The 22,432-nt window shown below is 37.2% G+C and carries 24 protein-coding genes; 6 read left to right on the top strand and 18 right to left on the bottom strand.

What is annotated here, in order from left to right; all coding sequences use genetic code 11:
- The first annotated feature begins 162 nt into the window (after positions 1 to 162).
- Positions 163 to 1,377, top strand: coding sequence for a sporulation integral membrane protein YlbJ (ylbJ, locus tag RTR43_RS01585; RefSeq protein WP_312469170.1), 1,215 nt, complete (start codon positions 163 to 165; stop codon positions 1,375 to 1,377).
- Between the two features lie 214 nt (positions 1,378 to 1,591).
- On the opposite strand, the gene coaD is transcribed toward ylbJ, so the two are convergent.
- Positions 1,592 to 2,074, bottom strand: coding sequence for a pantetheine-phosphate adenylyltransferase (coaD, locus tag RTR43_RS01580; RefSeq protein ID WP_312469169.1), 483 nt, complete (start codon positions 2,072 to 2,074; stop codon positions 1,592 to 1,594).
- A 20-nt stretch (positions 2,075 to 2,094) separates the two neighbouring features.
- Positions 2,095 to 2,649 (bottom strand): 16S rRNA (guanine(966)-N(2))-methyltransferase RsmD, encoded by a 555-nt coding sequence (rsmD, locus tag RTR43_RS01575; RefSeq protein WP_248733701.1) that lies wholly within the window; start codon positions 2,647 to 2,649, stop codon positions 2,095 to 2,097.
- 384 nt (positions 2,650 to 3,033) lie between these two features.
- Here rsmD and RTR43_RS01570 point away from each other — a divergent pair, with 384 nt between their 5' ends.
- Positions 3,034 to 3,423, top strand: a complete 390-nt coding sequence (locus RTR43_RS01570) for a DUF7147 family protein (protein ID WP_312469168.1) — start codon at positions 3,034 to 3,036, stop codon at positions 3,421 to 3,423.
- A gap of 26 nt (positions 3,424 to 3,449) precedes the next feature.
- Here the strand turns inward: RTR43_RS01570 and RTR43_RS01565 are convergent, their stop codons facing one another.
- From RTR43_RS01565 to RTR43_RS01545, 5 genes are all read right to left on the bottom strand, one after another.
- Complete coding sequence (locus tag RTR43_RS01565) at positions 3,450 to 3,725, bottom strand: YlbG family protein (protein WP_248733703.1); 276 nt, start codon at positions 3,723 to 3,725, stop codon at positions 3,450 to 3,452.
- 153 nt (positions 3,726 to 3,878) lie between these two features.
- Positions 3,879 to 4,316: a YlbF/YmcA family competence regulator gene (locus RTR43_RS01560; protein ID WP_312469167.1), complete on the bottom strand. Its 438-nt coding sequence runs from the start codon at positions 4,314 to 4,316 to the stop codon at positions 3,879 to 3,881.
- Between the two features lie 59 nt (positions 4,317 to 4,375).
- Positions 4,376 to 4,825, bottom strand: coding sequence for a hypothetical protein (locus tag RTR43_RS01555; RefSeq protein WP_312469166.1), 450 nt, complete (start codon positions 4,823 to 4,825; stop codon positions 4,376 to 4,378).
- A gap of 290 nt (positions 4,826 to 5,115) precedes the next feature.
- The gene (locus tag RTR43_RS01550; RefSeq protein ID WP_312469165.1) at positions 5,116 to 5,355 is read right to left on the bottom strand and encodes a YlbE-like family protein; all 240 of its coding nucleotides are present in this window, start codon (positions 5,353 to 5,355) and stop codon (positions 5,116 to 5,118) included.
- Positions 5,356 to 5,373: 18 nt separating this feature from the next.
- Complete coding sequence (locus RTR43_RS01545; RefSeq protein WP_312469164.1) at positions 5,374 to 5,802, bottom strand: YlbD family protein; 429 nt, start codon at positions 5,800 to 5,802, stop codon at positions 5,374 to 5,376.
- Between the two features lie 148 nt (positions 5,803 to 5,950).
- Between RTR43_RS01545 and RTR43_RS01540 the strand changes: the two genes are divergently transcribed.
- Positions 5,951 to 6,430: a PaaI family thioesterase gene (locus RTR43_RS01540; RefSeq protein ID WP_312469163.1), complete on the top strand. Its 480-nt coding sequence runs from the start codon at positions 5,951 to 5,953 to the stop codon at positions 6,428 to 6,430.
- Between the two features lie 76 nt (positions 6,431 to 6,506).
- On the top strand, positions 6,507 to 6,869 hold the full coding sequence (locus RTR43_RS01535) for a hypothetical protein (protein WP_312469162.1): 363 nt from the start codon (positions 6,507 to 6,509) through the stop codon (positions 6,867 to 6,869).
- Between the two features lie 56 nt (positions 6,870 to 6,925).
- Here RTR43_RS01535 and RTR43_RS01530 read toward each other — a convergent pair whose 3' ends face one another.
- Together RTR43_RS01530 and RTR43_RS01525 are read right to left on the bottom strand one after the other, a co-directional pair.
- Positions 6,926 to 7,990, bottom strand: a complete 1,065-nt coding sequence (locus tag RTR43_RS01530; RefSeq protein ID WP_312469161.1) for a CAP domain-containing protein — start codon at positions 7,988 to 7,990, stop codon at positions 6,926 to 6,928.
- A 184-nt stretch (positions 7,991 to 8,174) separates the two neighbouring features.
- A complete protein-coding gene (locus RTR43_RS01525) occupies positions 8,175 to 8,609 on the bottom strand; it encodes a CBS domain-containing protein (protein WP_312469160.1) in 435 nt (144 codons plus the stop codon).
- 190 nt (positions 8,610 to 8,799) lie between these two features.
- Here RTR43_RS01525 and RTR43_RS01520 point away from each other — a divergent pair, with 190 nt between their 5' ends.
- Positions 8,800 to 9,159, top strand: a complete 360-nt coding sequence (locus RTR43_RS01520; protein WP_312469349.1) for a YugN family protein — start codon at positions 8,800 to 8,802, stop codon at positions 9,157 to 9,159.
- Positions 9,160 to 9,213: 54 nt separating this feature from the next.
- On the opposite strand, the gene RTR43_RS01515 is transcribed toward RTR43_RS01520, so the two are convergent.
- From RTR43_RS01515 to cyoE, 8 genes are all read right to left on the bottom strand, one after another.
- Positions 9,214 to 10,392 (bottom strand): GNAT family N-acetyltransferase, encoded by a 1,179-nt coding sequence (locus RTR43_RS01515; RefSeq protein ID WP_312469159.1) that lies wholly within the window; start codon positions 10,390 to 10,392, stop codon positions 9,214 to 9,216.
- A 139-nt stretch (positions 10,393 to 10,531) separates the two neighbouring features.
- Positions 10,532 to 10,996 carry a DUF420 domain-containing protein gene (locus RTR43_RS01510; protein WP_248733713.1) on the bottom strand — a complete coding sequence of 155 codons (465 nt, stop codon included), beginning with the start codon at positions 10,994 to 10,996 and terminating at the stop codon, positions 10,532 to 10,534.
- A 264-nt stretch (positions 10,997 to 11,260) separates the two neighbouring features.
- Positions 11,261 to 12,166: a cytochrome c oxidase assembly factor CtaG gene (ctaG, locus tag RTR43_RS01505; RefSeq protein WP_312469158.1), complete on the bottom strand. Its 906-nt coding sequence runs from the start codon at positions 12,164 to 12,166 to the stop codon at positions 11,261 to 11,263.
- Between the two features lie 130 nt (positions 12,167 to 12,296).
- A complete protein-coding gene (gene ctaF / locus RTR43_RS01500; protein WP_248733715.1) occupies positions 12,297 to 12,632 on the bottom strand; it encodes a cytochrome c oxidase subunit IVB in 336 nt (111 codons plus the stop codon).
- A 4-nt stretch (positions 12,633 to 12,636) separates the two neighbouring features.
- Entirely contained in the window at positions 12,637 to 13,266 is a 630-nt protein-coding gene (locus RTR43_RS01495; RefSeq protein ID WP_312469152.1) for a cytochrome (ubi)quinol oxidase subunit III, read from the bottom strand.
- Entirely contained in the window at positions 13,266 to 15,134 is a 1,869-nt protein-coding gene (gene ctaD / locus RTR43_RS01490) for a cytochrome c oxidase subunit I (RefSeq protein WP_312469151.1), read from the bottom strand. The genes RTR43_RS01495 and ctaD overlap by 1 nt, the downstream gene beginning before the upstream one ends.
- A 31-nt stretch (positions 15,135 to 15,165) precedes the next feature.
- Positions 15,166 to 16,227 carry a cytochrome c oxidase subunit II gene (gene coxB, locus RTR43_RS01485; protein ID WP_312469150.1) on the bottom strand — a complete coding sequence of 354 codons (1,062 nt, stop codon included), beginning with the start codon at positions 16,225 to 16,227 and terminating at the stop codon, positions 15,166 to 15,168.
- Positions 16,228 to 16,333: 106 nt separating this feature from the next.
- Positions 16,334 to 17,272, bottom strand: coding sequence for a heme o synthase (gene cyoE, locus RTR43_RS01480; RefSeq protein ID WP_312469149.1), 939 nt, complete (start codon positions 17,270 to 17,272; stop codon positions 16,334 to 16,336).
- A 654-nt stretch (positions 17,273 to 17,926) separates the two neighbouring features.
- Here cyoE and RTR43_RS01475 point away from each other — a divergent pair.
- Positions 17,927 to 18,835, top strand: coding sequence for a COX15/CtaA family protein (locus tag RTR43_RS01475; RefSeq protein ID WP_312469148.1), 909 nt, complete (start codon positions 17,927 to 17,929; stop codon positions 18,833 to 18,835).
- 107 nt (positions 18,836 to 18,942) lie between these two features.
- Here RTR43_RS01475 and pyc read toward each other — a convergent pair whose 3' ends face one another.
- The gene (gene pyc, locus RTR43_RS01470; RefSeq protein WP_312469147.1) at positions 18,943 to 22,386 is read right to left on the bottom strand and encodes a pyruvate carboxylase; all 3,444 of its coding nucleotides are present in this window, start codon (positions 22,384 to 22,386) and stop codon (positions 18,943 to 18,945) included.
- Between the last annotated feature and the right edge of the window lie 46 nt (positions 22,387 to 22,432).

The following is a 22,432-nucleotide window of genomic DNA, read 5'->3' as shown; positions in this document are numbered from 1 at the left end:
ATGGATAAAGAAAGCGGTGGCTTTCTTTATCCCAGCCCCTATACGCTGTGAATAGACAAGGCGTTTTGAAAATTCTCGAAAGAATATTTTCTATTTTAACACTCAACTATTTGATTTGCACAGTTTGAACTAGACGATCCTCTTGGAAGGAGGCCTCCTTTATTGTTTCGGTCAAAACTAAAAACAATCTTCTTATCGATATCCATCACTATTTTAGCAGCTTCACTCATTTCTTACCCACAAGAGTCATTTGATGCTTCTATCCGAGGATTAAATATGTGGTGGGAAATTGTCTTTCCCTCCTTATTACCTTTTTTTATTGTCTCTGAAATGTTAATTGGTTTTGGGGTTGTCCAATTTATCGGTGTGTTATTGGAGCCATTAATGAGGCCCCTTTTTAAGGTGCCTGGTGTGGGGGGGTTTGTTTGGGCAATGGGAATGGCCTCTGGGTTCCCTGCTGGGGCAAAGTTCACAGCAAGATTACGCCAAGAGGGACATTTGACACAAATTGAGGCAGAAAGGCTCGTTTCATTTACCAATTCCTCGAATCCCTTGTTTATCTTCGGAGCCGTTTCAGTAGGCTTTTTCTATAATGCTCATTTAGGGGTTATCCTTGCCCTAGCCCATTATTTAGGAAATATTTGTGTTGGGATATTCATGCGCTTCTACGGAAATGAATCACCTGAAAAAAGGACTGAGGAAAGAAAAAAATTCAAAATTAGATCTGCCATTTCGACTCTTCATCAAACAAGACTAAAAGACAATCGCCCCATCGGTAAGCTTCTTGGTGATGCTGTCAATTCATCGATTCAAACCCTATTAATGGTTGGTGGATTCATTATTTTATTCTCAGTGATTAACAAATTACTTTACCATTTACATATAACAGCGACTCTTGGAAAAACAGTTGAGGTGCTACTATCCTCAGTATCATTCCCGGAAATGTTGAGCATCCCGTTTATTTCAGGTTTATTTGAAATCACATTGGGAAGCCAACTAACAAGTCAGGTTCTGGATGCTACGCTCTTACAAAAAGCAATGATTACAAGTTTTATCCTCGCTTTTAGTGGTTTTAGTGTCCAGGCACAAGTTGCCAGTATCCTTGCGCAAACAGATATTAGATTTAAGCCCTTTTTTATTGCAAGAATTTTTCACGGTATGTTTGCAAGCTTGTTTGCACTACTTCTCTGGAAACCTGTGTATTTAGGTTTTCAAAGTAAAGAACAGCCTTCCAATGCCCTCCCTGTTGGTTTTTTTGAAGAGGGGTCATGGGCGAATCATATTTACTATAAAATGATTGAGACTGGACCGATCATTACCATTTTTTCACTCCTTGTGTATGTAGTTATTTTGTTTTACAGATTAAAAAAGAGCTAAGCATTTGCTTAGCTCTCAGACTGTCGACAAATTCGAAGAATTTCGGGTTTAGCGACAGTCTTTTTTGTTTTGCTACATTAAACTTGGCTGTTAATTTCCGTTCCAGGCGCATAAAGCGCCGAGGAGGCTCCCGGACCTCCCCGCGGAAAGCGAGTGGCCCGGAGCGGAAATCAACAGGCCAGCTAGTAGGGCCAATCCATTAATAAAAAATTATCTATCCGTTAAACTTTTTTTTCAATTCTTTTTCCACAATTGGTGGGACAAGTGTTGATATATTCCCATTGTATTTAGCTACTTCTTTAACAATGCTGGAACTTAAGAATGAATACTGGTTGTTAGTCATAATGAAAAAAGTTTCAATATCCTCATTTAGAACACGGTTCATCGAGGTAATTTGCATTTCGTATTCAAAGTCAGAGACGGCCCTTAAGCCACGTATTATCGCACTCGCATTAACAGCTTTAGCATAATCAACAAGTAAACCTGAATGCTCATCTACCTTTACATTTGTAAGATCTTTTGTTACTTCTTTAATAAGGTTGATTCGCTCTTCAACGCTAAATAACGGATTTTTTGAGGAATTGTTCATTACACTCACATAGACCATATCAAATACCTTTGCACCTCTTCGGATGATATCTAAATGGCCATATGTTATTGGATCAAAGCTCCCAGGACAAACGGCTATTCTAGCCACATTTACTCCCCCCTTAATTTTCAGCTGTTTCTCGAATAAATCGTCACAGCAATGATTCCATACTTTTCGTGTTTCGTTTGCGTAAACCGCCCCGCAATTTGCGGTAATATCACGTCAAAACTATGTTCACAAACAACTATTCCATCCGTTTTCACTAATTCTGCCTGATCCATCTTTTCCATTAAACTGACAAGTTTTTCATTTTTATAGGGAGGGTCCAAAAATATGTAATCGAAGGATATTCCCCTTTTAATAAGAGCCTTAAGTGCTCTATCTGCATCATTACGATAAACCTCAGTTTTCTTCTCAAACTTACAGGCATTAATATTTTCGTGGATCACTTGAATAGCTTTTGGATCACGGTCAACAAAAATTACCTGATCCAATCCACGGCTTAGTGCTTCCAAACCTAATCCACCACTTCCGGCAAAAAGATCTAAACCGATCCCACCGTCAAAATAGGGTCCAATCATATTGAATAAGGCTTCTTTGACCTTATCCGTTGTCGGACGGGTTGAATTTCCCGGAACTGCCTTAAGGGGTCTTCCCTTACAAATACCTGATACTACTCTCACTTACATATCACCACATTTTTTTTAAAATCCATTTTCTTTATACATCCTATCATAATTTGCAAAAAGTAGACAAATCAGTTGAGTCATTTCTCATTCATCAATTCCTTTTTACAAATTGTAACAAATTTATTAAAAGTACGTATAAGGTCTAGGGTTGTGGAAATAATGTAATTAACAACATCAATTCGAGGATGTTGTTGCCAACCGCGGAGAAGACTTACGTTTCCCCATAAGTTCTTCCTCCGGTTTCTCCTCTCCCTTTGCCTTCTATCCTTTATGAGGATGTGGAAGGACCCTGCAGAATTTCTGCAGGGTTTTTTTTTATTTAAAATACTGCAAATAAGTGATAAAGTATGGTTGAATTTAAAAAAAGGGGAGTTTTCATTGATCCAGCGCTTTATTGAATTAGGAGAAGGTTATTCAGATTTGTATGAGTTATTAGAGCTTGCAAAGGAAAATCAACACCGTTTGCAGCATATGATGGCCTTACACACCCAAATTGAAAAAAAAGAAGTAACCTCATTAGTTGTTGTTTTAAAGCCAACAGACCCAGGAAAGTTTCAAGCACTTTATGTATGTCGGGAGGGAATTCCGAACCCAAATTATTTACCAAACAAAAGGTTTGACCTATTCGCCCAAACAGCCGAAGAAATTGGAAAAAAAGTTCATGAGCTATCTGTAAAACCATCGACAATTTTTCATGAAAAAGAACTATTCTATCAACATTTGATCGGCATCTTGAGGCTTAATCATTATCTAGTTCCATTACAGTAAAAAGCGGGACTACGAAGTCCCGCTTTTTAAATGCCCATTTTATAATCATATTCCTTCGCTTTATCTGGTGCTGAATTCTCATATTCCATTCTTAAGAATGGTTTATATGAAGGTTCTACTTTTTTAACAAAGGAAAAGGAATTTAACTTTTCCATGATTCTTTCCACTTCCTCTTGATTACAATACAAGACGACATATTTCAGCTTTTTCGAAACATAATGAACGTTTCCGAAACGCCTTAGCATTTTAGCTTGTTTTAAAGAATAAAGCCAAACAACTAATCCTTGTCTCTGAACAAACATAATTTTTTCCCCTTCAGCTAAACCATCATTTTAGATAAGTCTAGCATATTAAAACATTCCTTTTCAATTTAAACTTTTCTGCGTTCCGACATCAAATAAGATAACAACTGCTATAACAAAAAAATCAGCTTGCAATAAGCTGATTTTTTATCTTCATCCACAGCTACAACTTCCCCCGCCGCCACAACCGCTGCCGTGACCAGCATCAAAAAATGGGTTCCCCGTAGGTACTTTTATATGTTTGGAAACTGCTCCACCCAACATCATGCTGATTTCATCTAAAAGGCTTTGCAAATCATTTTCTGCCAATTTGAACTCTGCAACTCGTGGATCTAGATCCATTTCTCGTTTATATTCACGGACTTCAGACATGACCCTTTTATAATCAGGATGGTATTTCCCAAACCTTTGGACCTCTTCGTAAAGATCTTTTAGGCTGACAAAACGATTAATTTTTCGCTGTGTCTCCTTGTTATTTTGCATTTTATATAAACAAATTTGGTATTGTTCGGCTATATCGGATTCGAGGACCATCTTAGCTAATCTTTCCGCATCCTCCAGTAATTCAATACTTTCTAACGTAGCTAGCACTTACGCCCACCTCCATGAACATTTTACCATGAATATAGGGTGAAAGCGAAAATTTACTTTTATTTAGGGATATTTACCATAAATTCTTTTGCTAATCCATACGACTCATTATTTAACTTTACAACTTCAAGCTTCAATTTATGGCTTCCAGCTGGAAGACCTTTAATAATAAATGCTGCAGAATCGACCTCGAAATTTCTCTTTCCATCAACCCAAACCACCAATTTCCCAACTTTTTGTTTGGTACGATCTGTTTCGCGGAAGCTAATCCCAGTTACAATACATTCCACCAAAACCTGCTTATCATTTATTTTGTGATGTACATATAAAGTAGGAATTTCTTTTAAATTCTGATTATAAACTGGGATAGTTTCTGTTTGTATTTTCCTTTGTTGTTTAACCAGCACTATTTTCGATTTTGTTTCAGGATTGGACACATCCTTCAGGCATCCTGTTGCAATTCCTATCATTAAAAATATAAAAGCTGTAATTGTAATTATCCTCTTCAACTCACTCACTCCTTTGTCTGTATTGTTCGCCTCCTTTTTCTTCTTTAGTCTTTTTCAATTGTGGACAACAAGAAAAGCGCAAGGCGCCCGTCTATCGGCGTATGGACTGGAGCGCTTTGACTGAGCTAAAGGAAACACGGCGAGCGGAGCGAACCGATGTTGACTTATCGTAGGGAGAAGAGCGAAGTACACTAGCCGATGGCGCCTGGAGCTGGACATTTCTCAAAGTCCAATGTTATTAATTCTTATATTATAAAAAAATGCCACATCAATAACAATGTGGTCATTTGTTAGTTTTGACTTTTCATTGCCTGAAACATTTGATACATCATGTTGGCCATTTGAACACCACTAGAAAACTTTTCAACCTGGTCAGGAATCGTTTTTTTATAATAATGTAATGAAGCAATTTCTAGTGATTGGATATCATATGGATTTCTTGACAGCTTCCGATACCAGTGCGGCTGTTCCCGAACAAATTGCTTTAGGTCCTTCTGATTTTCTAAATACTCAAATACCTCTCTTCGCATAGGTTAATGTTCCCTTCGTTAGTCTTTTCTAAATAAAAATGGATTCTTAGGCCCTTCGATCGGTTTTACAGGTCCTGCAGTTGGATTACTTCCTTGAAATTGTGCGATAACACCTTGGATGGCTCCTAAAGCCTGACTTAGATTAGTAATATGGTTTTGCATTTGATTGGGATCCATTTTCTTAACCATCCCCATAATATTGGACATCCAATCTCCCTGGGACTCTTTGTTTTTTTCAGGTTCAGAATCCGATTCTGAACCTGATTCTGAATCCGGTTCTGAACCAATTGTTTCCCATCGCTTATCCTCTTCTCCTAATAAATACCAATCCTCGTATAATTCCTGCCAGGTCGACTTCCCTTTCCTTACTTCTTGAATAATTTTCGGATTATCTCTGACAAACTCTTTGAATTTTTGTACGGATGGGTGCAATTTTTTTTCTGTCATGTTTCTCACCTCTGCCCATATTCATCCCAATAATACAATATGATAAACAGTTAGAAATGTGATAACCACAAATCAAGTGAAAATATTTATAATTATGCCCTTAAATGGTAAGATGTCAAAAGAAAAAGAAATGAAAGAGGGAAACAGGATGGAAGATGAATTGCGTCAATTATTAGAATCATGTATCGAAAATGGGACAGATGATGACCTAAACGCCCTTAGCACTCTCATAAAAGGTGTCCAAAAGAAGATAACTTATAAGAGAAGCACTTTCATTGATGGGATTCTTCATATGGAAAGGACATTTGATAAAGATACTTGTGAAATTTCAATCCCCATTAATCCAATTATTAATAATAATCTAAATATCGTTCATGGCGGGATTACAGCGACAGTTCTCGACACAGCTATGGGTAGCTTAGCTAATTACCTGCTACCTGAAGGTTTTGGAGCTGTTACAAATCAGCTCAATATCCATTACATTGCTCCGGGAATAGGCGATTCACTACGGTGTAAAGCTGAAGTCGTTCATCAAGGAACTAAGACGCTGGTTATATCTGGAGAAGCCTTCCGCAGTGATGGAAAAAAAATCGCCTATGCAACAGGGACTTTTTTCATCATAAAGTGAAAACATCAATCAGTGGGGGCATTACTGCCCAATAATGCGGGATAAATAAATAATAAATGGAGGAGTCTGATCAAAGATGGTCACCGCCATTGTTATACCAATCATTGTTTTATACTTTTATTGGCTAACTAAAAAAGAAATGAAAGAGCATGACAAGAAATGGCTTGCTTGCGGGAATGTACAGCAAGAAGCCGTTTTAATAGGGGAAATAATAAGCCTTACTGAAGAGAAGCAGCGTTTTTATTATCACCGTTATATATTCGTACAAACCTTAAAACTTAAAACGGCGGCGAAATTAATCACTGCGAAAAAGGTAACTCCTATCACCCAAAATATGAAAATTGAGCCATTTAAGGTAGGAGAGGTCATTCGTTTGTATGGCAGCTGGGAGGGAACCAAATTTTTCTTTAATGGATATGTTGGAGAAAAGTCATGTTAGGAGTTTATAGAGATTGACAATTTGAAAAGAGGTGACAAACTGAGTGTCACCTCTTTTTACTGTTCAACTTTTTGAATAAAATTTTGTGTATAGTACTTTTGAAAAACACCAACACCTAGATGGGTAAAATCCTTATTTAATAAGGAGTCTCGGTGCCCCTTACTATTTAACCAGCCTTCGACTACAGCAGGTCCATCTGTATAATTTGCCGCGATATTTTCACCTGCAGCAACGTACGCGACTTTTGCTGTCTTTAATCGATTTGCAAGGTCGCCGAATTTCGTTGATGTGTGAGAAAACTCCTTATTTTCAAACATATCTTTACTATGCTCAAAGGCCGCTTCAGCAGTATTATCATCCCATTCCAATGGCTTTAGGTTATGCCTTATACGCAATACATTTGTGATATCAAAAATCTCCAGTGCTGAATCGTTTTCAATTTCTTTCCACATATCTTCGCTAGGTACAGGGGGTACTATTAACTCTCCCGTATAATCAAGTTCATAAGGTCTCTGCTTAATCAATGTTTCTGCGTTAAGGAAACGCACACTTGAAAGGTTTCCAGTAAACTTATCGATATAAAGCTGAACAAAAACATCACCTATATGAACCATAGGTCGAAGATTTAAATCTGTATCATTTAGTTCAAAACGGTAAGAGTTACCATTTACTTTCAAATTAATATTTGTATCAATAAATTGCGTATTAAAGATTTCCTCCACCGGTTGTCCGATTTCAAACGGAGCAATGTCGAGATTTTCGCCAGCAGCAAAAATCGTCACAACCTGCTTATTTTCAACACCTACCTGGAGATAATGGGAGTAGTCCAGATTATAAATATACCATTGGTAACCATACATTGATTCATCAATACGGTTTGGTGTACCGAGTTCTTTTTCTAGTGTTTTGACATCTTGACCAATTAATAAAGCCAATCCCTCTTTAGGTTTTTCTGTAACCGCCTTTTTATTTGGCTTATTATCAGGTACCTGCGGTAGTTGCTTCATTTCTGATGTATGATCTTCCTTAATCAAGACATTACTATCATTTTTATCATTAATACTTACATAAAAGCCAATTGTTAAGAAAACAACTGAAAGTATCAGAATTCTCATTAGCATACGCAGAGGCTAACATCCTCTCTATTACTTTTTCTATCATTATAACGGATAAAATTATTATATCACCTATAATATGATTAGTAATGTTTATTATCGAAAATGTCTGAAAAGTTAACAGTATATAAATAAAAACAGGTACATTTTGTACCTGTCTTAATGGACATTTCTATTTCCTATATAATAATTAATGTTGAATCCCGTTATAGTTTTGCTCAGAAATTTCTGTTAACGCTTCCTTTGCCTGGTCATCGGTTAATTCACTTATAGCAAAATCACCAAGTGAAACAATCCCAATTAACCTACTATCCTCAACTACAGGTAATCGGCGAATTTGGTGCTGAGCCATTAATTTTGCAGCTTCTTTACTTGTAGTATCAGGTGAAACCGTAATCATGTCATGACTCATGATTTCACCAACCTTTGATGATCCTGGATGCTTTTCAGCAACTCCCCTAATAACAATATCTCGGTCTGTTATCATTCCTAACAGTTTATCTTGGTCAACAATCGGGATGGCTCCAACATTTAATTCTTTCATCTTTAAAGCAACTTCAAACATATTATCTAATAATGTACAGCATTCAACCTCATCAGTCATTATATCACGAATTGTTTCCATCCTATCGCCCTCCAGGGAAGATTTTATCCAATAACACCTTAATAGCTTTTCCAATCGTTATTGTATTATTCGACAAATGAATTCATTGCAAGTTGAAACATTTTCAACTATTATTAAAATGAATTATACTTGCTGTAATACCGTTAAAGGAACATAGGGGTACTGGCATTGTTTTTAGGAGGGATTAATGATGAAATTTGAGAATACGGGTATTGAAAAATTAAAAGCTGAATTAAACCGTTTAGATGAGGTAATGCAGGCTCACGGATTAGTTCGGGCAGGTCAATGGGACTATGAGCGTGTTACATACGACCGCAAGTTTGAAATAAAGGACGAAGTATTTTACCTTCGTGTTCAAGGCTATGCAGTAGAAGGTGACGTGGATACATTTAAAGCAACGATTCAATTAATGACGCCGCTTTTAGGTAAGCATTATTATCCACATGGCGTCGAATATGGTGAAGGTGAAAACTTCCCCGCTTCCCTTGTGAATTCATGTAAAAAAATTCTTGAGGATGTTAAAGAAGAAGTTAGCAAGTTTGCTCTATAAACACAGAAAAGACGTATGAATTCCTTTTTTCATACGTCTTTTCTTATTTTCTTTCTAGAAAAAGTCATAAAATGATGACTTTATATTTGGAACCATTCTTTCGAGTTGGTCTATCTCTTGCTGCGTGCCTTTTAAGAAACCCATATCATAGAGCTCAATTGGTCTTTTATATCCAAAGATAATCGCTGAAAGGTCATTGATTGTTAACTGGATTCCCTTTTGTGGTGGATGAACACACTGACTGCCTATTTTTTCTCTAAAAGCCCTCACTTGACCATTTCCTCCGACAAGATAGCTCCCCTCATTCCAAGCCGCAAACGGATCCACTAGGTGAAGAAATAATGGCTCTGATTCCATATTAAATGGAAATCTTTTTAAGCACTTCTCAGCATCCACAATCCTTGCCATGAAATAGGGATATACTTCGGTCTTCAATTTTGGCTGTTGAAGGAAATAAGGAAACGGATCGTGATTAGACAGGTTAATGGTTACACTGTCCACCATGGAGTCGTGCTGACAAATGAAATTCCAAAGTCCGCCTCTTGCTTCATGATCAAGAACTGCCATCTCCTGAACTTCCATTTTTCTTTCTTTCACATTGTAGAGAATATAACCCCTTGCCTCGTGTGATACATTGTAATATACAGCAATGTGCGAATCATCATCATATACATGTTCATTCCACCAATTAGTATCACGTACAAGCATCCCTGAAAAGTTGTCACAATACTTACTATAGACATTTTCAATATGCTCCTGATGGCTTTCCTTTGAATACCTTTTTATTGAACCTGGCATATGACTTAGAAATTTAAGATTGCTTTTTTCAATTGTTATCTTTTTATTATCACTTAAAATTTCCCAGCCGAATTTCCGATAAAAAGCAAAATCGAATGGAGCAAGCAAGGAAACAATCTGCCCATCCTCATACATTTTTTTTAAAGACTCTATCATTAATGATTTAACATAACCACTTCGTCGGAATTCAGGATACGTAGCAACTCCAGCGATACCACCCATGCTCCACTCTTCACCATACATAAATACCCGAAGGGAAATAATATGTAATTTTGCAGCAAGCTGATCTTGTTCCCAGATACCTAGCACTTTATGATTTTTTAACTTTTTTTTTCTAGCTGTAATTTCATCCTCGGGAATCTTATATTGGAAGGCATACTCTGATAGCTTCATTGCTTCAGGATAATTTTCTTCAGTTAGAATTTTAATCTCCACGTTATTTCCTCCTCTATGAAAACTAATATGAAATAAATTTTTAATAAAAATAGGAAGATTCTGATAAATAGAGTTAAAATAAAAGCGCCTTATTAGGCACCCTTATCCTATAATCCTATAATCCTATAATCCTATAATCCTATAATCCTAGAATAGCTTTGATTACAGACGTTGTCTCTCCGCCTTTGTAGAAAACGTATAATAAAAGATAGACAGCCACTCCTGTAATCGCTGTAAAGAACCAAATGAAACTCGTTATAGGGCCAAGCTTGCGGTGTTTGGACAGATTATTTTTATAACCTGTTTGTAAAGAAACAATCCCGAATACCGCTCCAATCGTTGCTAATGTAATATGAAAAATTAAAAAGATGGTGTAATAGATTTTGATATCATCTGGACCACCGAATGAGGTATTCCCGATAAAAATTGTTCTAGAAGCATAAATGATGAAAAAGATAAGAGCGAAAATAGCCGCAAAAAACATCGTTTTTTTGTGGGCATCAATTTTTCTTTGTTTTATTTGCCACCAGCCAATAGCAACAGTTATAGCACTTAAAACAATAAATGATGTACTAATCGTTGGTAAAATCGGTATAGAGTTCATAAATATATCCTTTCTTTTATAGGGTCTATAATTATATTAGTGCAGTTGTCTACCTTTTTCAATTAATTCCTATTCTGTGGAAAAAGGCGGAGCCGTGTCAGCTTAACTAGCAAAGTAAAAATATTTTTTCACTTTGAATTGGATGAACTAAGCACTCATCACACGGCTAAATTTTGCTAGACTCCAATTCATTTCCATGAATGAGTTAGGAGTTGAACCTTATTTTAGTTTTTCTTCTAAAAAAACTCCCAAATGAATGGGAGTTTATTCTGCGGGCGTTGGGTTTAAAATAGGTTCCATTTCATTTTCTGACTCTTCTTGGTCTTTCCGATACCATTCAAAAAATACTTGAGCTAAAACAACGGCGTAAATGATTTCCTGAATAATTTTCATCACTACTCCACCCAGTCTTTGGTCATCAACCACTGGCATCGAACTAAATAGCTCCGGTCCACTTAGATTCAAATTGGAAAATGTCGATGTACCCACACACAAACTCATTACTTTACCCCAAACATTTGGGTCATAATAGGTTGCATACATTGGCGTATCAGAAAAAATAATCAGTGCACAAGCAGGTGTCAACAGCATTCCATTTGCAAATAAATAAGCTACTTTTTTTATCCCAGTCAATGGTCGATATTCAGGAAGCGGGCTAAGTAGTGACCACCACATAAAAACAGCTGCAGAAAATAAAAGAGCCGAGTACCCTCCATGGTAAAACCGATTTTGCATAACATGATCAAAAATAATCGGAATATGGTAGAAAGAAAATAAACCATTAAATAATAGGATCGCTACCACAGGCTTCGTAAAAAGATTAAATATGGTTTTAATTATCTTTAAATTAAGAATACTTCTCCACAGCCAGGCAGGAATCCCCATAATAAATAGTGGTGGAATTAATAATACTAAGACCACCATTGTAATTCCATGGATATAAAACATTAGATGCCCCATTAAATCCAGCGGTGACCCCTTTATGGCGTACAAAAGAACCATCGAAGTGAGAAAGTATGCAGCTTGTTTTAGGGATAGATTCTCACTTTCCCGAAACTTAGTCCTAAATTTTACGGTTATGAGAAAATAAGCTACTGTTACTGCTAGTATAAAAAATAAAAAATACGGGCTCCAAAGGGCTTCAAATCCAAAAATACTTAATGTAAGCACCTCAATATCACCTCGATAAATAATGAAAGAATTATACTTCTATTATACCCATCCTCAAAACTGTAAGCAAAGGAATGAGATGGATTAAGTTCAAAAAGAAAATCGGCTTTTAGCCGATTTTCTTTTACTATTACCACCAAACAATGGTAAGAAATGCCAATATCCCAGTTAATCCAACAAACAATCCCGAAAATAGGAATAGGGTTGGTGCCTCATGCCCCTTATGGCTCATATGCATAAAATAAAACAATTGGAAAATCACTTGAACGACAGCTAAAAGAAGTATAAACGGCATCGTAAACCATGCGGTAAAATCCTTCATCGCCACTGAGGCAAAAGCAACTAATGTTAAGAAAATCATTAACGAAAATGAAATAACTTGATATCTCATTTCTTCCGCATTTTTTCGGCGGCGATATTCAATGTCAACACTAGGGTTACCTGAATTTAATTGTTGATTTGTCATCAGCTTATCCCACCATTCCCATTAAATAAACTACTGTAAAGATGAACACCCACACCACGTCGATAAAGTGCCAGTAAAGACTTGCAACATAGAACTTTGGAGCATTGTAAAGATTTAAGCCACGTTTAGAGTTTCGGATCATTAAAGACAAGATCCAAGACAAACCAAAGGCAACGTGAGCACCGTGGAAACCAACTAATGTATAGAAGGCCGATCCAAACGCGCTACTTGTAAAGGTATGCTTATACACATGTACATAATGATTAAACTCATAAACTTCAAGCCCCAAGAACCCAGCTCCAAGTAAGACAGTCAGTCCAAGCCATAGCATCATTTTTTTGAATGCAAAATTTTTCATATGGTACATGGCGTAGACACTTGTTAATGAGCTTGTTAAGAGAAGCATTGTGGCAACAAATGTTAATGGTAACTCAAATAAATCCTTTGCTAAATGCTGGCTCGTATTTGGAACCTTATCTTTTAATGCAAGGTATGTGGCAAAGAGTGAGGCGAATAATACTGTCTCTCCCCCTAAGAATAACCAAAAACCTAAAAATTTATTTTTTGCCTCAAGGGTTGCTTTCTCAGGCGCTGCAGGCCATTTTTCATAGGTCATTTTTTCTTCAGCGTGCATTATGCCTTAACCCCCTTATCACTTTCATCAACTAAGTCTTCTTTATGAATATGGAAACCATGGTCATCTTTAACGGAACGTAAGAACATCGATCCAAATGTCACGAGTAATCCCAATATGATTACTGTCATTCCCCATGAATGATCTCGATGATACATGGCACCAAAAGCTGCAATAAATAAGCCCAATGAAATCATAAATGGTATGAACGATGAATTTGGCATATGAATATCACCAAGAGGTTCAGCAGGTGTCATACCCTTTTTGCCTGCCATCTTTTCTAGCCAGTAAGCATCTAAACCGCGCACAAGTGGCAGTTGCTTAAAGTTATAGAACGGCGGTGGTGACGGAATTGCCCACTCAAGAGTTCTTCCATCTCCCCATGGATCATTTCCAACCTTAACATTTTTCACAGATGTCATAATGATGTTATAGAGCAATACAAGAACACCAATTGACATAAAGGCGGCACCAACTGAACTTACTGCGTTCGCAGCATCAAACCCTTGCCCTGGCAGGTAAGTGAACACACGACGCGGCATTCCCCAAAGACCTAAGAAGTGCTGGATAAAGAATGTTAAATGGAAGCCAATAAAGAAGAACCAGAAAGTAATCTTTCCTAATGTTTCATTTAACATCGTACCGAACATTTTTGGCCACCAAAGATGCGTCGCTGCAAGAATTGCCAACACAACTCCACCAACAATTACATAGTGGAAGTGAGCAACGACAAAATACGTATCATGATATTGGTAATCCGCTGCCGCAGTGGCAACCATAACCCCAGTTACTCCTCCCATTACAAAGGATGGAATAAAACCAAAAGCATAATACATAGGAGTGGTGAACTTAACACTGCCGCCCCACATCGTAAATAGCCAGTTGAAAATCTTAATACCCGTTGGTACACCAATGGCCATTGTGGCAACAGCGAAAATAGCATTGGCAACGGGACCTAAACCATCTGTGAACATATGGTGAGCCCATACCATGAATCCTAAGAAACCGATTAACACGGTTGCAAATACCATGGATGAATAACCGAAAAGACGTTTTCTTGAAAACAATGAGAAAATTTCCGAAAAAATACCGAACGCTGGAAGAATCAGAATATAAACTTCCGGGTGTCCAAAAATCCAGAAAAGATGTTCCCAAATAATAGTATTACCACCCATTGCCACTTCAAAGAAATTCGCTCCAAACAAACGGTCAAACATCATTAATGTTAAACCAACTGTTAATGGTGGGAATGCAAATAATATCATCGCTGAAGCAACAAATGTTGACCATGTAAACAATGGCATTCTCATATACGTCATACCAGGTGCACGCATATTAATAATCGTAACCAGGAAGTTAATACCACCAATCAGTGTTCCAATCCCTGATATCTGTAAACCTAAAACATAAAAATCAACCCCGTGCCCCTTTGAATGGATAGCAAGTGATGCATAAGAGGTCCAACCGGCGTCAGGTGCACCGCCCAAAAACCATGAAAGGTTAAGGAATACACCACCAAAGAAAAATAACCAAAATCCTAGCGCATTGACAAACGGAAACGCAACGTCACGAGCGCCAATCTGAAGTGGCATGACCGCATTCATAAAGGCAAACAAGAGTGGCATAGCGGCTAAGAAAATCATGGTCGTTCCGTGCATAGTAATAATTTCATTAAACGCCCCAGCACTGACAAAATCATTATTTGGTATTGCAAGTTGGATACGGATAAATACCGCCTCAAGTCCACCAACTACGAAGAAAAATCCACCTGCAATAAGATATAGAATGGCAATTTTTTTATGGTCAACTGTTGTTAAAAAGTCCCATATTGTTGCGCCAAATCCCTTTTTTTGAGCAATGGTACTCACAATTTTACCTCCCTTTCAACCAATTCCCCTATTATTCCTGAACCTTTAAGCCCATTAAATATTCTGCTAACGCATCAAGCTGCTTTTCTGACATTTTAGGGTATTTACCTGTCATCAAGTTACCTGGTTTATAGGTTTCAGGATTACTAATCCATTCTTTTAATTTCTCTTTATTATGATCTAAAATACCAGCTACACGAGAACGGTCACCAAAGTTGGTTAAGTTCGGTGCCATACGTGCTGTATCAGGCATTTTGTTTTCAGGTGTTACAGCATGACAGCCAATACAGCTTTTGTTAAAGATATCTTGACCTTGAATAGCTAAATCACCTTGTGCTTTTTGTGGTTCTTTAATATTCTGCATTGCAGTAACCCATGTATCAAATTTATCACGGCTGATGGCTTTTACTTTAAAATCCATTAACGCATGTGATGGACCACAAAGCTCAGCACATTTTCCGTAAAAGAGGTTTCCTGCTTCATTTGCACGCTTGTCATCAAACTCTAACCAAAATTTATTAATGTTATCGGTATTCGTATCCAATTTACCGCCAACGGCCGGAATCCAGAATGAATGTTTAATATCCATAGATTTTAAATTGAAATACACCTTTTCATTTGTCGGTACAACCAGCTCTTGACTGGTTACTAGCTTTTGGCCGGGATATTCAAAATCCCACCAATATAAATGAGAGCGAACATTAATAGTAAGCACCTTGGAATTTTTCTTTTCCATCGGTGAAACGTCTGCAAGGTGAAAGGTTGTAGCCACAGTTGGAACAGCAAGGATTAAAAGTAAAAGAATTGGAATCACAGTCCAAATAATTTCTAATTTGTGACTTCCCTCCACCTGTTTCGGAATACTTTCATCCTTTCTTCTAAAGCGGAAAAAAATAATTATGAAAATGATCATTACCACTAAGATAACCCCAACCATTACAAACGTACTTAGCTTCATTAAATCATATTGCATGTCTGCAACTTCACCGGCTGGTCTTAACGCAGAAACAAATCGTTCACCACTGCATCCGGAGAGTACCAGCGCTAAAATCGCGAATAACGATATCAAACGCCATTTTGCAAGCCTTTTCATGCTTAATCAAACCCCTCTTTCACTTATAAATTCTTAATTTTTTTGTTTGATCAAAGAAGTATGTAGTTGATTCTTTCCTAAACTAGAAAAGAATCGGTAGACAAAACTAAATTAAGGTAACAATAACCATTGCCACAAAAATAATAGTTAAATATTGCAAAGAATAAACAAACATTAATTTTGCCCACTTTATGTCATCTTTGATCCTGTATCCATAAATCCCTAATGCCAGCCAGCCGATATTTAATATGGTTGCTAGGATTAGAAATGGGATTCCTAATTTGGTAAGAAAAAACGGGATTGGCAAGAGCAGCGCAACCCAGACTATGATGTGGATTTTTGTTGTCTTAAATCCCTTCACTACAGGTAGCATTGGGACTCCCGCCGCCCTGTATTCATTTACTCGCCTCATAGCTAGTGCATAAAAATGAGGAGGCTGCCAAACAAACATAAGTACAAACAATGCCCATGCCATGATATCAAGATTTGCATCTACTGCTGCCCAGCCGATTAGTGGCGGTACAGCCCCTGAGATACTTCCGATAATCGTGTTAGAAACCAATTGCCGCTTAGACCACAAGGTGTATAAGCAAACATAACTAAAAACTCCAAGCAGTCCAATTACTGTTGCAGTCATGGTCGTAAAGAATAAAAACAGTGTTCCCAATCCAATAAGTAAAATACCTAAGACTAGGACTTTCGAGGGCTGTATTTTCCCAGTTACCGTAGGTCTGCTCTTCGTTCTTTCCATTAAATGATCAATATCTCGGTCAACATAATTATTGATTGCACAAGAACCGGCAATGATAAGCGAGGAACCTGCTACTGTAAAAAATATGATATCCAAATTATTTAGAAAGCTTTGACCGGAAAAATGAAGGGCGAGCCATAAACCAGTGAAGGTGGTAATCAAATTAGAATTTACAATTCCAATTTTGATGAGAGCCATAAAGTCTTTCCAATCCGAGGTTTTTTCTATATTCGATTGCAGGCTTGAGGCGCCATTTTCTATGGCCGCTTCTCCGTAAGCCTTAGAGTTAGACATATTTTTTCCTCCTAGTCCTTAATAACAAATATTCACCATTTGAGTCCTATCAATACCTCAATATTTTATACCTTTTATCATTGAAGAATAATGTTAAGTAGTTCTATCTATTTTTTTAGCCGATACAAATAATCTTTTTTAAAATGTAGTGATTTTCCAAAACACTTTCTCTGTATATTAAATCACACTTTTTGATATTTTTGTGAACTTTTTTTGAATAATTTATAACTAAATTGTGACAAGGTTTATTTATTGACCGATTACTTTACATTTTCCAACAAATGTTATTCCTATTAATATTAATTATTTCTTTAATGTTTAATTAATACAAGAGTTAAACGCTATAGATTATTATTAATTTTTATTACTGTTATAAAATAATAATTCTAAGTAAATAGCTTTTATTAATATTTTTAACAGACTCAAAGTAAAGTTTCAACCGTTTTCACAATAATAATAGTGAAAAATAGTTATTATTCAGTTACTATTGATAGATAAATAAAGTTATCTAAAAATCTATAATGAATTTCTGTTCTTTTTCAATTTTATTCGTTATGATAAATAAGGACTTTTATATCTAGTTTCTTTTTAAATATTATACTGTCAGGAATATCCAATGACAAATTATTGAACTTTTTTAAGAGGTGAATTTTTTTGCAGCGTTCTTTAAAGTGGTTGGCAGTTGCCACCACAATCGGAATGGTACTAGTTTTAATTGGCGGAGCCTTAGTTACAAAAACGGGGTCGGGAATGGGCTGTGGGAGATCTTGGCCTTTATGTAACGGAAAATTTCTACCATTGGAAATAACTCCGGAGTTAATCATTGAGCTAGCCCACCGACTCGTATCAGGTATAGTTGGTATCTTGGTTCTTCTCCTGTCGATTTGGTCATGGAAGGCGATTGGTCATATTAGAGAAACAAAATTTCTCTCCTTTCTCTCGTTTTTCTTTTTACTTTTACAAGGTTTGATTGGGGCTGCAGCAGTAAAATGGGGGCAATCAGGTTTTGTTCTTGCCTTACATTTTGGGATTTCTCTCATCTCCTTTTCAGCAGTATTGTTGTTGACACTACTTATTTTTGAAATTGATAAGAAATTTGAGGCGGAAAAACTTTATATTGACAAACGAATGGGTTTTCATATTATTGGGGTTTCCATTTACAGTTATCTTGTTATTTACACTGGTGCATTAGTGCGCCATATGAAGGCAAGCCTTGTTTGCCGAGATTGGCCGTTATGCTTAAACGATGCACCGTCATTACCCACTAATATGTACGAATGGGTGCAAATGGGACACAGGGCTGCAGCAGGGATAATCTTTATTTGGATTGCTTATATTCTTGTTTTAGCTATCCGTCACTACAAAGATCAAAAGGTCTTATACTGGGGTTGGATTATCTCCTTCATTCTTGTGTCATTACAAGTAATAGCCGGTGCGTTAATTATTTTTAGCAAACTTAATCTATATATCGCCCTCTTGCACGCCTTCTTTATTACTTGCTTGTTTGGCGTACTTAGTTATTTTCTTCTGTTATATTCAAGATCCAGACGAAATCATCATTAAGAAAGTTGCCGGTGTCCATGCCGGCAACTTTTTTTAGTTTATTTGAATTTATTTCATTAAACTTCGAGAAATGTCCGGCTCCATAAAAGCTCATGCGCTGATCTAATTTATGCTTTTGTTAGTTCAAGTAATAAGTCACCCGTTTGTATTGTATCTCCACCTGAAACATAAATATCTTTAATAACACCTGAAAATGGTGCTTGGACAGTTGTTTCCATCTTCATTGCTTCGGTAATCATTAAATGATCTCCGCGTTCAATCTTTTCCCCTTTTTCTACCACTACTTTTAGCACTGTTCCTGGCATGGAGGCCGAGAGATGGTTTTCATTCCTCGGATCTGCTTTAAGTCTTGATAATACCGTTGATTTGATACTTTCATCTTTAATTACGATTTCCCGCGGCTGACCATTTAGTTCAAAATAGACAACTCTTGTACCATCCGCCTGAGGCTGGCTTATGGAAACCAGCTTAACAATCAGAGTCTTACCCGTTTCAATTTCTACTTCAATTTCTTCACCCAATCTTAATCCATAAAGAAATGTTGGCGTGTCCAAGACAGAAATATTCCCGTATAAATCAACAGTTTTGCTATATTCCATAAATACCTTCGGATACAAAGCATAGGAAATGATTTCAAAGGGTGTTACTTGCCTGCCAAGCTCATTAAAAAGATCTTCCTTCAGCTTATTGAAATCCACGGGTTCAAGTAATTCTCCTGGGCGAACCTCCAATGGCTGCTTGCCTTTTAAAATAACTTTTTGCAGTTCCTCAGGAAACCCTCCATATGGCTGACCTATATATCCCATAAACAATTCAATTACTGAATCTGGAAAATCCAACATATGTCCATTTAATAACACATCTTCTTCAGTTAGCTCATTTTGAACCATAAATAACGCCATATCCCCTACGACCTTTGATGAGGGGGTTACTTTAACAATATCGCCGAACATAATGTTTACACGTGAATACATTTCTTTTACTTCTTCCCAATGGTTACCAAGTCCAACTGCTTTTGCCTGCTGTTGTAGATTGCTATATTGACCTCCTGGCATTTCATGCTGATATACTTCGGAATGCGGGGACATCATACCACTTTCAAAATCTTGATAGTACTTGCGAACATCCTCCCAATAATAAGAAAGTTTTTCAAGTGCATCAATGTTTACATTTGGTTTCCGTTTGGTTCCCTCAAGAGCATAAATTAAAGAATTAGCACTAGGCTGCGAGGTTAAACCTGCCATTGTACTTAAAGCGACATCCACAATATCAACACCAGCATCAATTGCCCTGGCATAGGTGAAGATTCCGTTCCCACTAGTATCATGAGTGTGAAGATGGATGGGAATATCTATTGTTTCTTTTAATTCTGAAATCAGCCGATAGGCTGCTTCCGGTTTCAATAACCCTGCCATATCCTTAATTCCAAGAATGTGAGCTCCTTTTTTCTCCAGCTCCTTGGCAAGACTTTTATAGTAATTAACATCATATTTCGTTCTGGATGCATCCAAAATATCACCTGTATAACAAATAGAAGCCTCAGCAATTTTTCCAGTTTGCCGTACGGCATCAATCGCAACTTCCATCCCTTTTACCCAGTTTAGACTGTCGAAAATCCGAAAAATATCAATTCCTGCCGATGCTGATTGATTAACAAACTCTCTGATTAGGTTGTCAGGATAATTTTTATATCCAACCGCATTAGCACCACGGATTAACATTTGAAACAGAACATTTGGAATCCTTTCACGCAATGTCAATAAGCGATTCCATGGATCTTCTTTTAAAAACCGGTAGGCAACATCGAAGGTAGCACCACCCCACATCTCAAAGGAAAATATATCTGGTAAAAGTTTAGCTGTCGGCTCAGCTATATGGACAATATCGGTCGTCCGCATCCGTGTTGCTAATAATGATTGATGAGCATCTCTAAACGTTGTATCGGTTAATAAAACCTGCTTTTGATTATTAACCCATTTAACCAGACCTTCCGCTCCATATTTATCGAGAATTTGTTTTGTTCCCTCTTGGCAAGGGAAATCATATTTTAATGTTGGAATTTTCGGCTGTGAAAAAACAGGCCTTTTCTTTTTTTCAACTCCTGGGAAGCCATTTACTGTTACCGTCCCAATATAACTGAGCATTTTTGTTCCCCGGTCTTTACTCACAGGAAATATGAATAATTCTGGTGTTGAATCAATAAAAGAAGTATCATATTCTCCATTCCTGAACTTCGGATGCTTCACAACATTCTCTAAAAAAGGAATATTTGTTTTGATCCCTCTAATTCTAAATTCCTGCAAATTACGAACCATTTTCGACGCGGCTTGTTCAAAGGTCAATGCCCAGGTCGAAAGTTTAACTAGTAAAGAATCATAGTAAGGAGTAATTACCGCTCCTTGGAAACCATTCCCAGCATCTAAGCGTACACCAAATCCGCCGCCAGAGCGATAGGCCATAATTTTCCCCGTATCAGGCATAAAATGATTAAGCGGATCTTCAGTTGTTACTCGTGACTGAATAGCAAATCCATTGAGCTGGATTTTTTCCTGTTCAGGTATCGCAATGATTGGACCGTGAAGGTCATGACCTTCAGCTACCAATATTTGCGTCTGGACAATATCGATACCAGTAACCATTTCTGTAACAGTATGTTCGACTTGAATCCGTGGGTTTACTTCAATAAAATAAAAGTCATTTCCAGAGACAAGAAATTCAACCGTTCCAGCATTCAAATAATCTACTTTTTTCATCAATTTTACAGCGGCATCACAAATTCGCTTCCGTAATTCATTAGAAATTGACACACTTGGAGCAACCTCAACAACTTTTTGATGGCGCCTTTGGACGGAGCAATCACGATCAAAAAGATGAACAATATTTCCGTATTTATCGCCAATAATTTGAACTTCAATATGCTTGGGATTTTCAATTAATTTTTCAAGATAAACCTCATCATTACCAAAAGCCGCTTTTGCTTCAGATTTCGCTCGTTCAAACGCCTCCGTAACTTCATCGCGGCTTTTGACGATTCTCATCCCACGGCCGCCGCCACCAAGCGAAGCTTTAATAATGATTGGCAACCTGTGTGATTCTGCGAATTCTACGACTTCGTTCACATTATTAATTGGTCCATCACTTCCAGGAATAACAGGAATATCGGCTATTTCAGCCTGTTTTCTCGCCTTCACCTTATCTCCGAACATGTCGAGGTGTGTAGACGAAGGACCTATAAAAACAATTCCCTCTTCTTCACAACGTTTAGCAAAGTGAATATTTTCTGACATAAACCCATAACCTGGATGGATAGCATTGGCACCGCTTTTTTTGGCAATTGCAATAATTCCATCAATATCTAAATAGGCATCAATTGGTTTTTTTCCTTCCCCGACTAAATAGGCCTCATCAGCTTTATAACGGTGATAGGCACCGGAATCCTCTTTTGAATAAATCGCAACAGTGCGAATATTCAGTTCAGTACAAGCACGAAAAACCCTTATGGCAATTTCTCCTCGATTAGCGACCAACACTTTTTTTATCTGTCTTGTCACTTTTAGCACCTCATATTCTATGTATTTTCAAAAACGCGGGGTGTAT

The sequence above is a fragment of the Neobacillus sp. genome (genome assembly GCF_031988165.1).
In the GTDB taxonomy this organism is placed as follows: Bacteria; Bacillota; Bacilli; order Bacillales; family Cytobacillaceae; genus Neobacillus; species Neobacillus rhizosphaerae.
This window is presented reverse-complemented; position numbering and strand designations above follow the sequence as displayed.

Bases quoted from the DNA above. Each gene is read 5' to 3' on its own strand.
- RTR43_RS01565 (WP_248733703.1), bottom strand. From the start codon at position 3,725: ATGTTTGTTCAGAGACAAGGATTAGTTGTTTGGCTTTATTCTTTAAAA.
- cyoE (WP_312469149.1), bottom strand. From the start codon at position 17,272: ATGTCTAACTCTAAGGCTTACGGAGAAGCGGCCATAGAAAATGGCGCC.
- RTR43_RS01535 (WP_312469162.1), top strand. From the start codon at position 6,507: ATGGTCACCGCCATTGTTATACCAATCATTGTTTTATACTTTTATTGG.
- RTR43_RS01510 (WP_248733713.1), bottom strand. From the start codon at position 10,996: ATGAACTCTATACCGATTTTACCAACGATTAGTACATCATTTATTGTT.
- coxB (WP_312469150.1), bottom strand. From the start codon at position 16,227: ATGAAAAGGCTTGCAAAATGGCGTTTGATATCGTTATTCGCGATTTTA.
- RTR43_RS01545 (WP_312469164.1), bottom strand. From the start codon at position 5,802: ATGACAGAAAAAAAATTGCACCCATCCGTACAAAAATTCAAAGAGTTT.
- RTR43_RS01550 (WP_312469165.1), bottom strand. From the start codon at position 5,355: ATGCGAAGAGAGGTATTTGAGTATTTAGAAAATCAGAAGGACCTAAAG.
- RTR43_RS01525 (WP_312469160.1), bottom strand. From the start codon at position 8,609: ATGGAAACAATTCGTGATATAATGACTGATGAGGTTGAATGCTGTACA.
- RTR43_RS01540 (WP_312469163.1), top strand. From the start codon at position 5,951: ATGGAAGATGAATTGCGTCAATTATTAGAATCATGTATCGAAAATGGG.
- RTR43_RS01530 (WP_312469161.1), bottom strand. From the start codon at position 7,990: ATGCTAATGAGAATTCTGATACTTTCAGTTGTTTTCTTAACAATTGGC.
- RTR43_RS01495 (WP_312469152.1), bottom strand. From the start codon at position 13,266: ATGCACGCTGAAGAAAAAATGACCTATGAAAAATGGCCTGCAGCGCCT.
- ctaF (WP_248733715.1), bottom strand. From the start codon at position 12,632: ATGACAAATCAACAATTAAATTCAGGTAACCCTAGTGTTGACATTGAA.
- RTR43_RS01520 (WP_312469349.1), top strand. From the start codon at position 8,800: ATGAAATTTGAGAATACGGGTATTGAAAAATTAAAAGCTGAATTAAAC.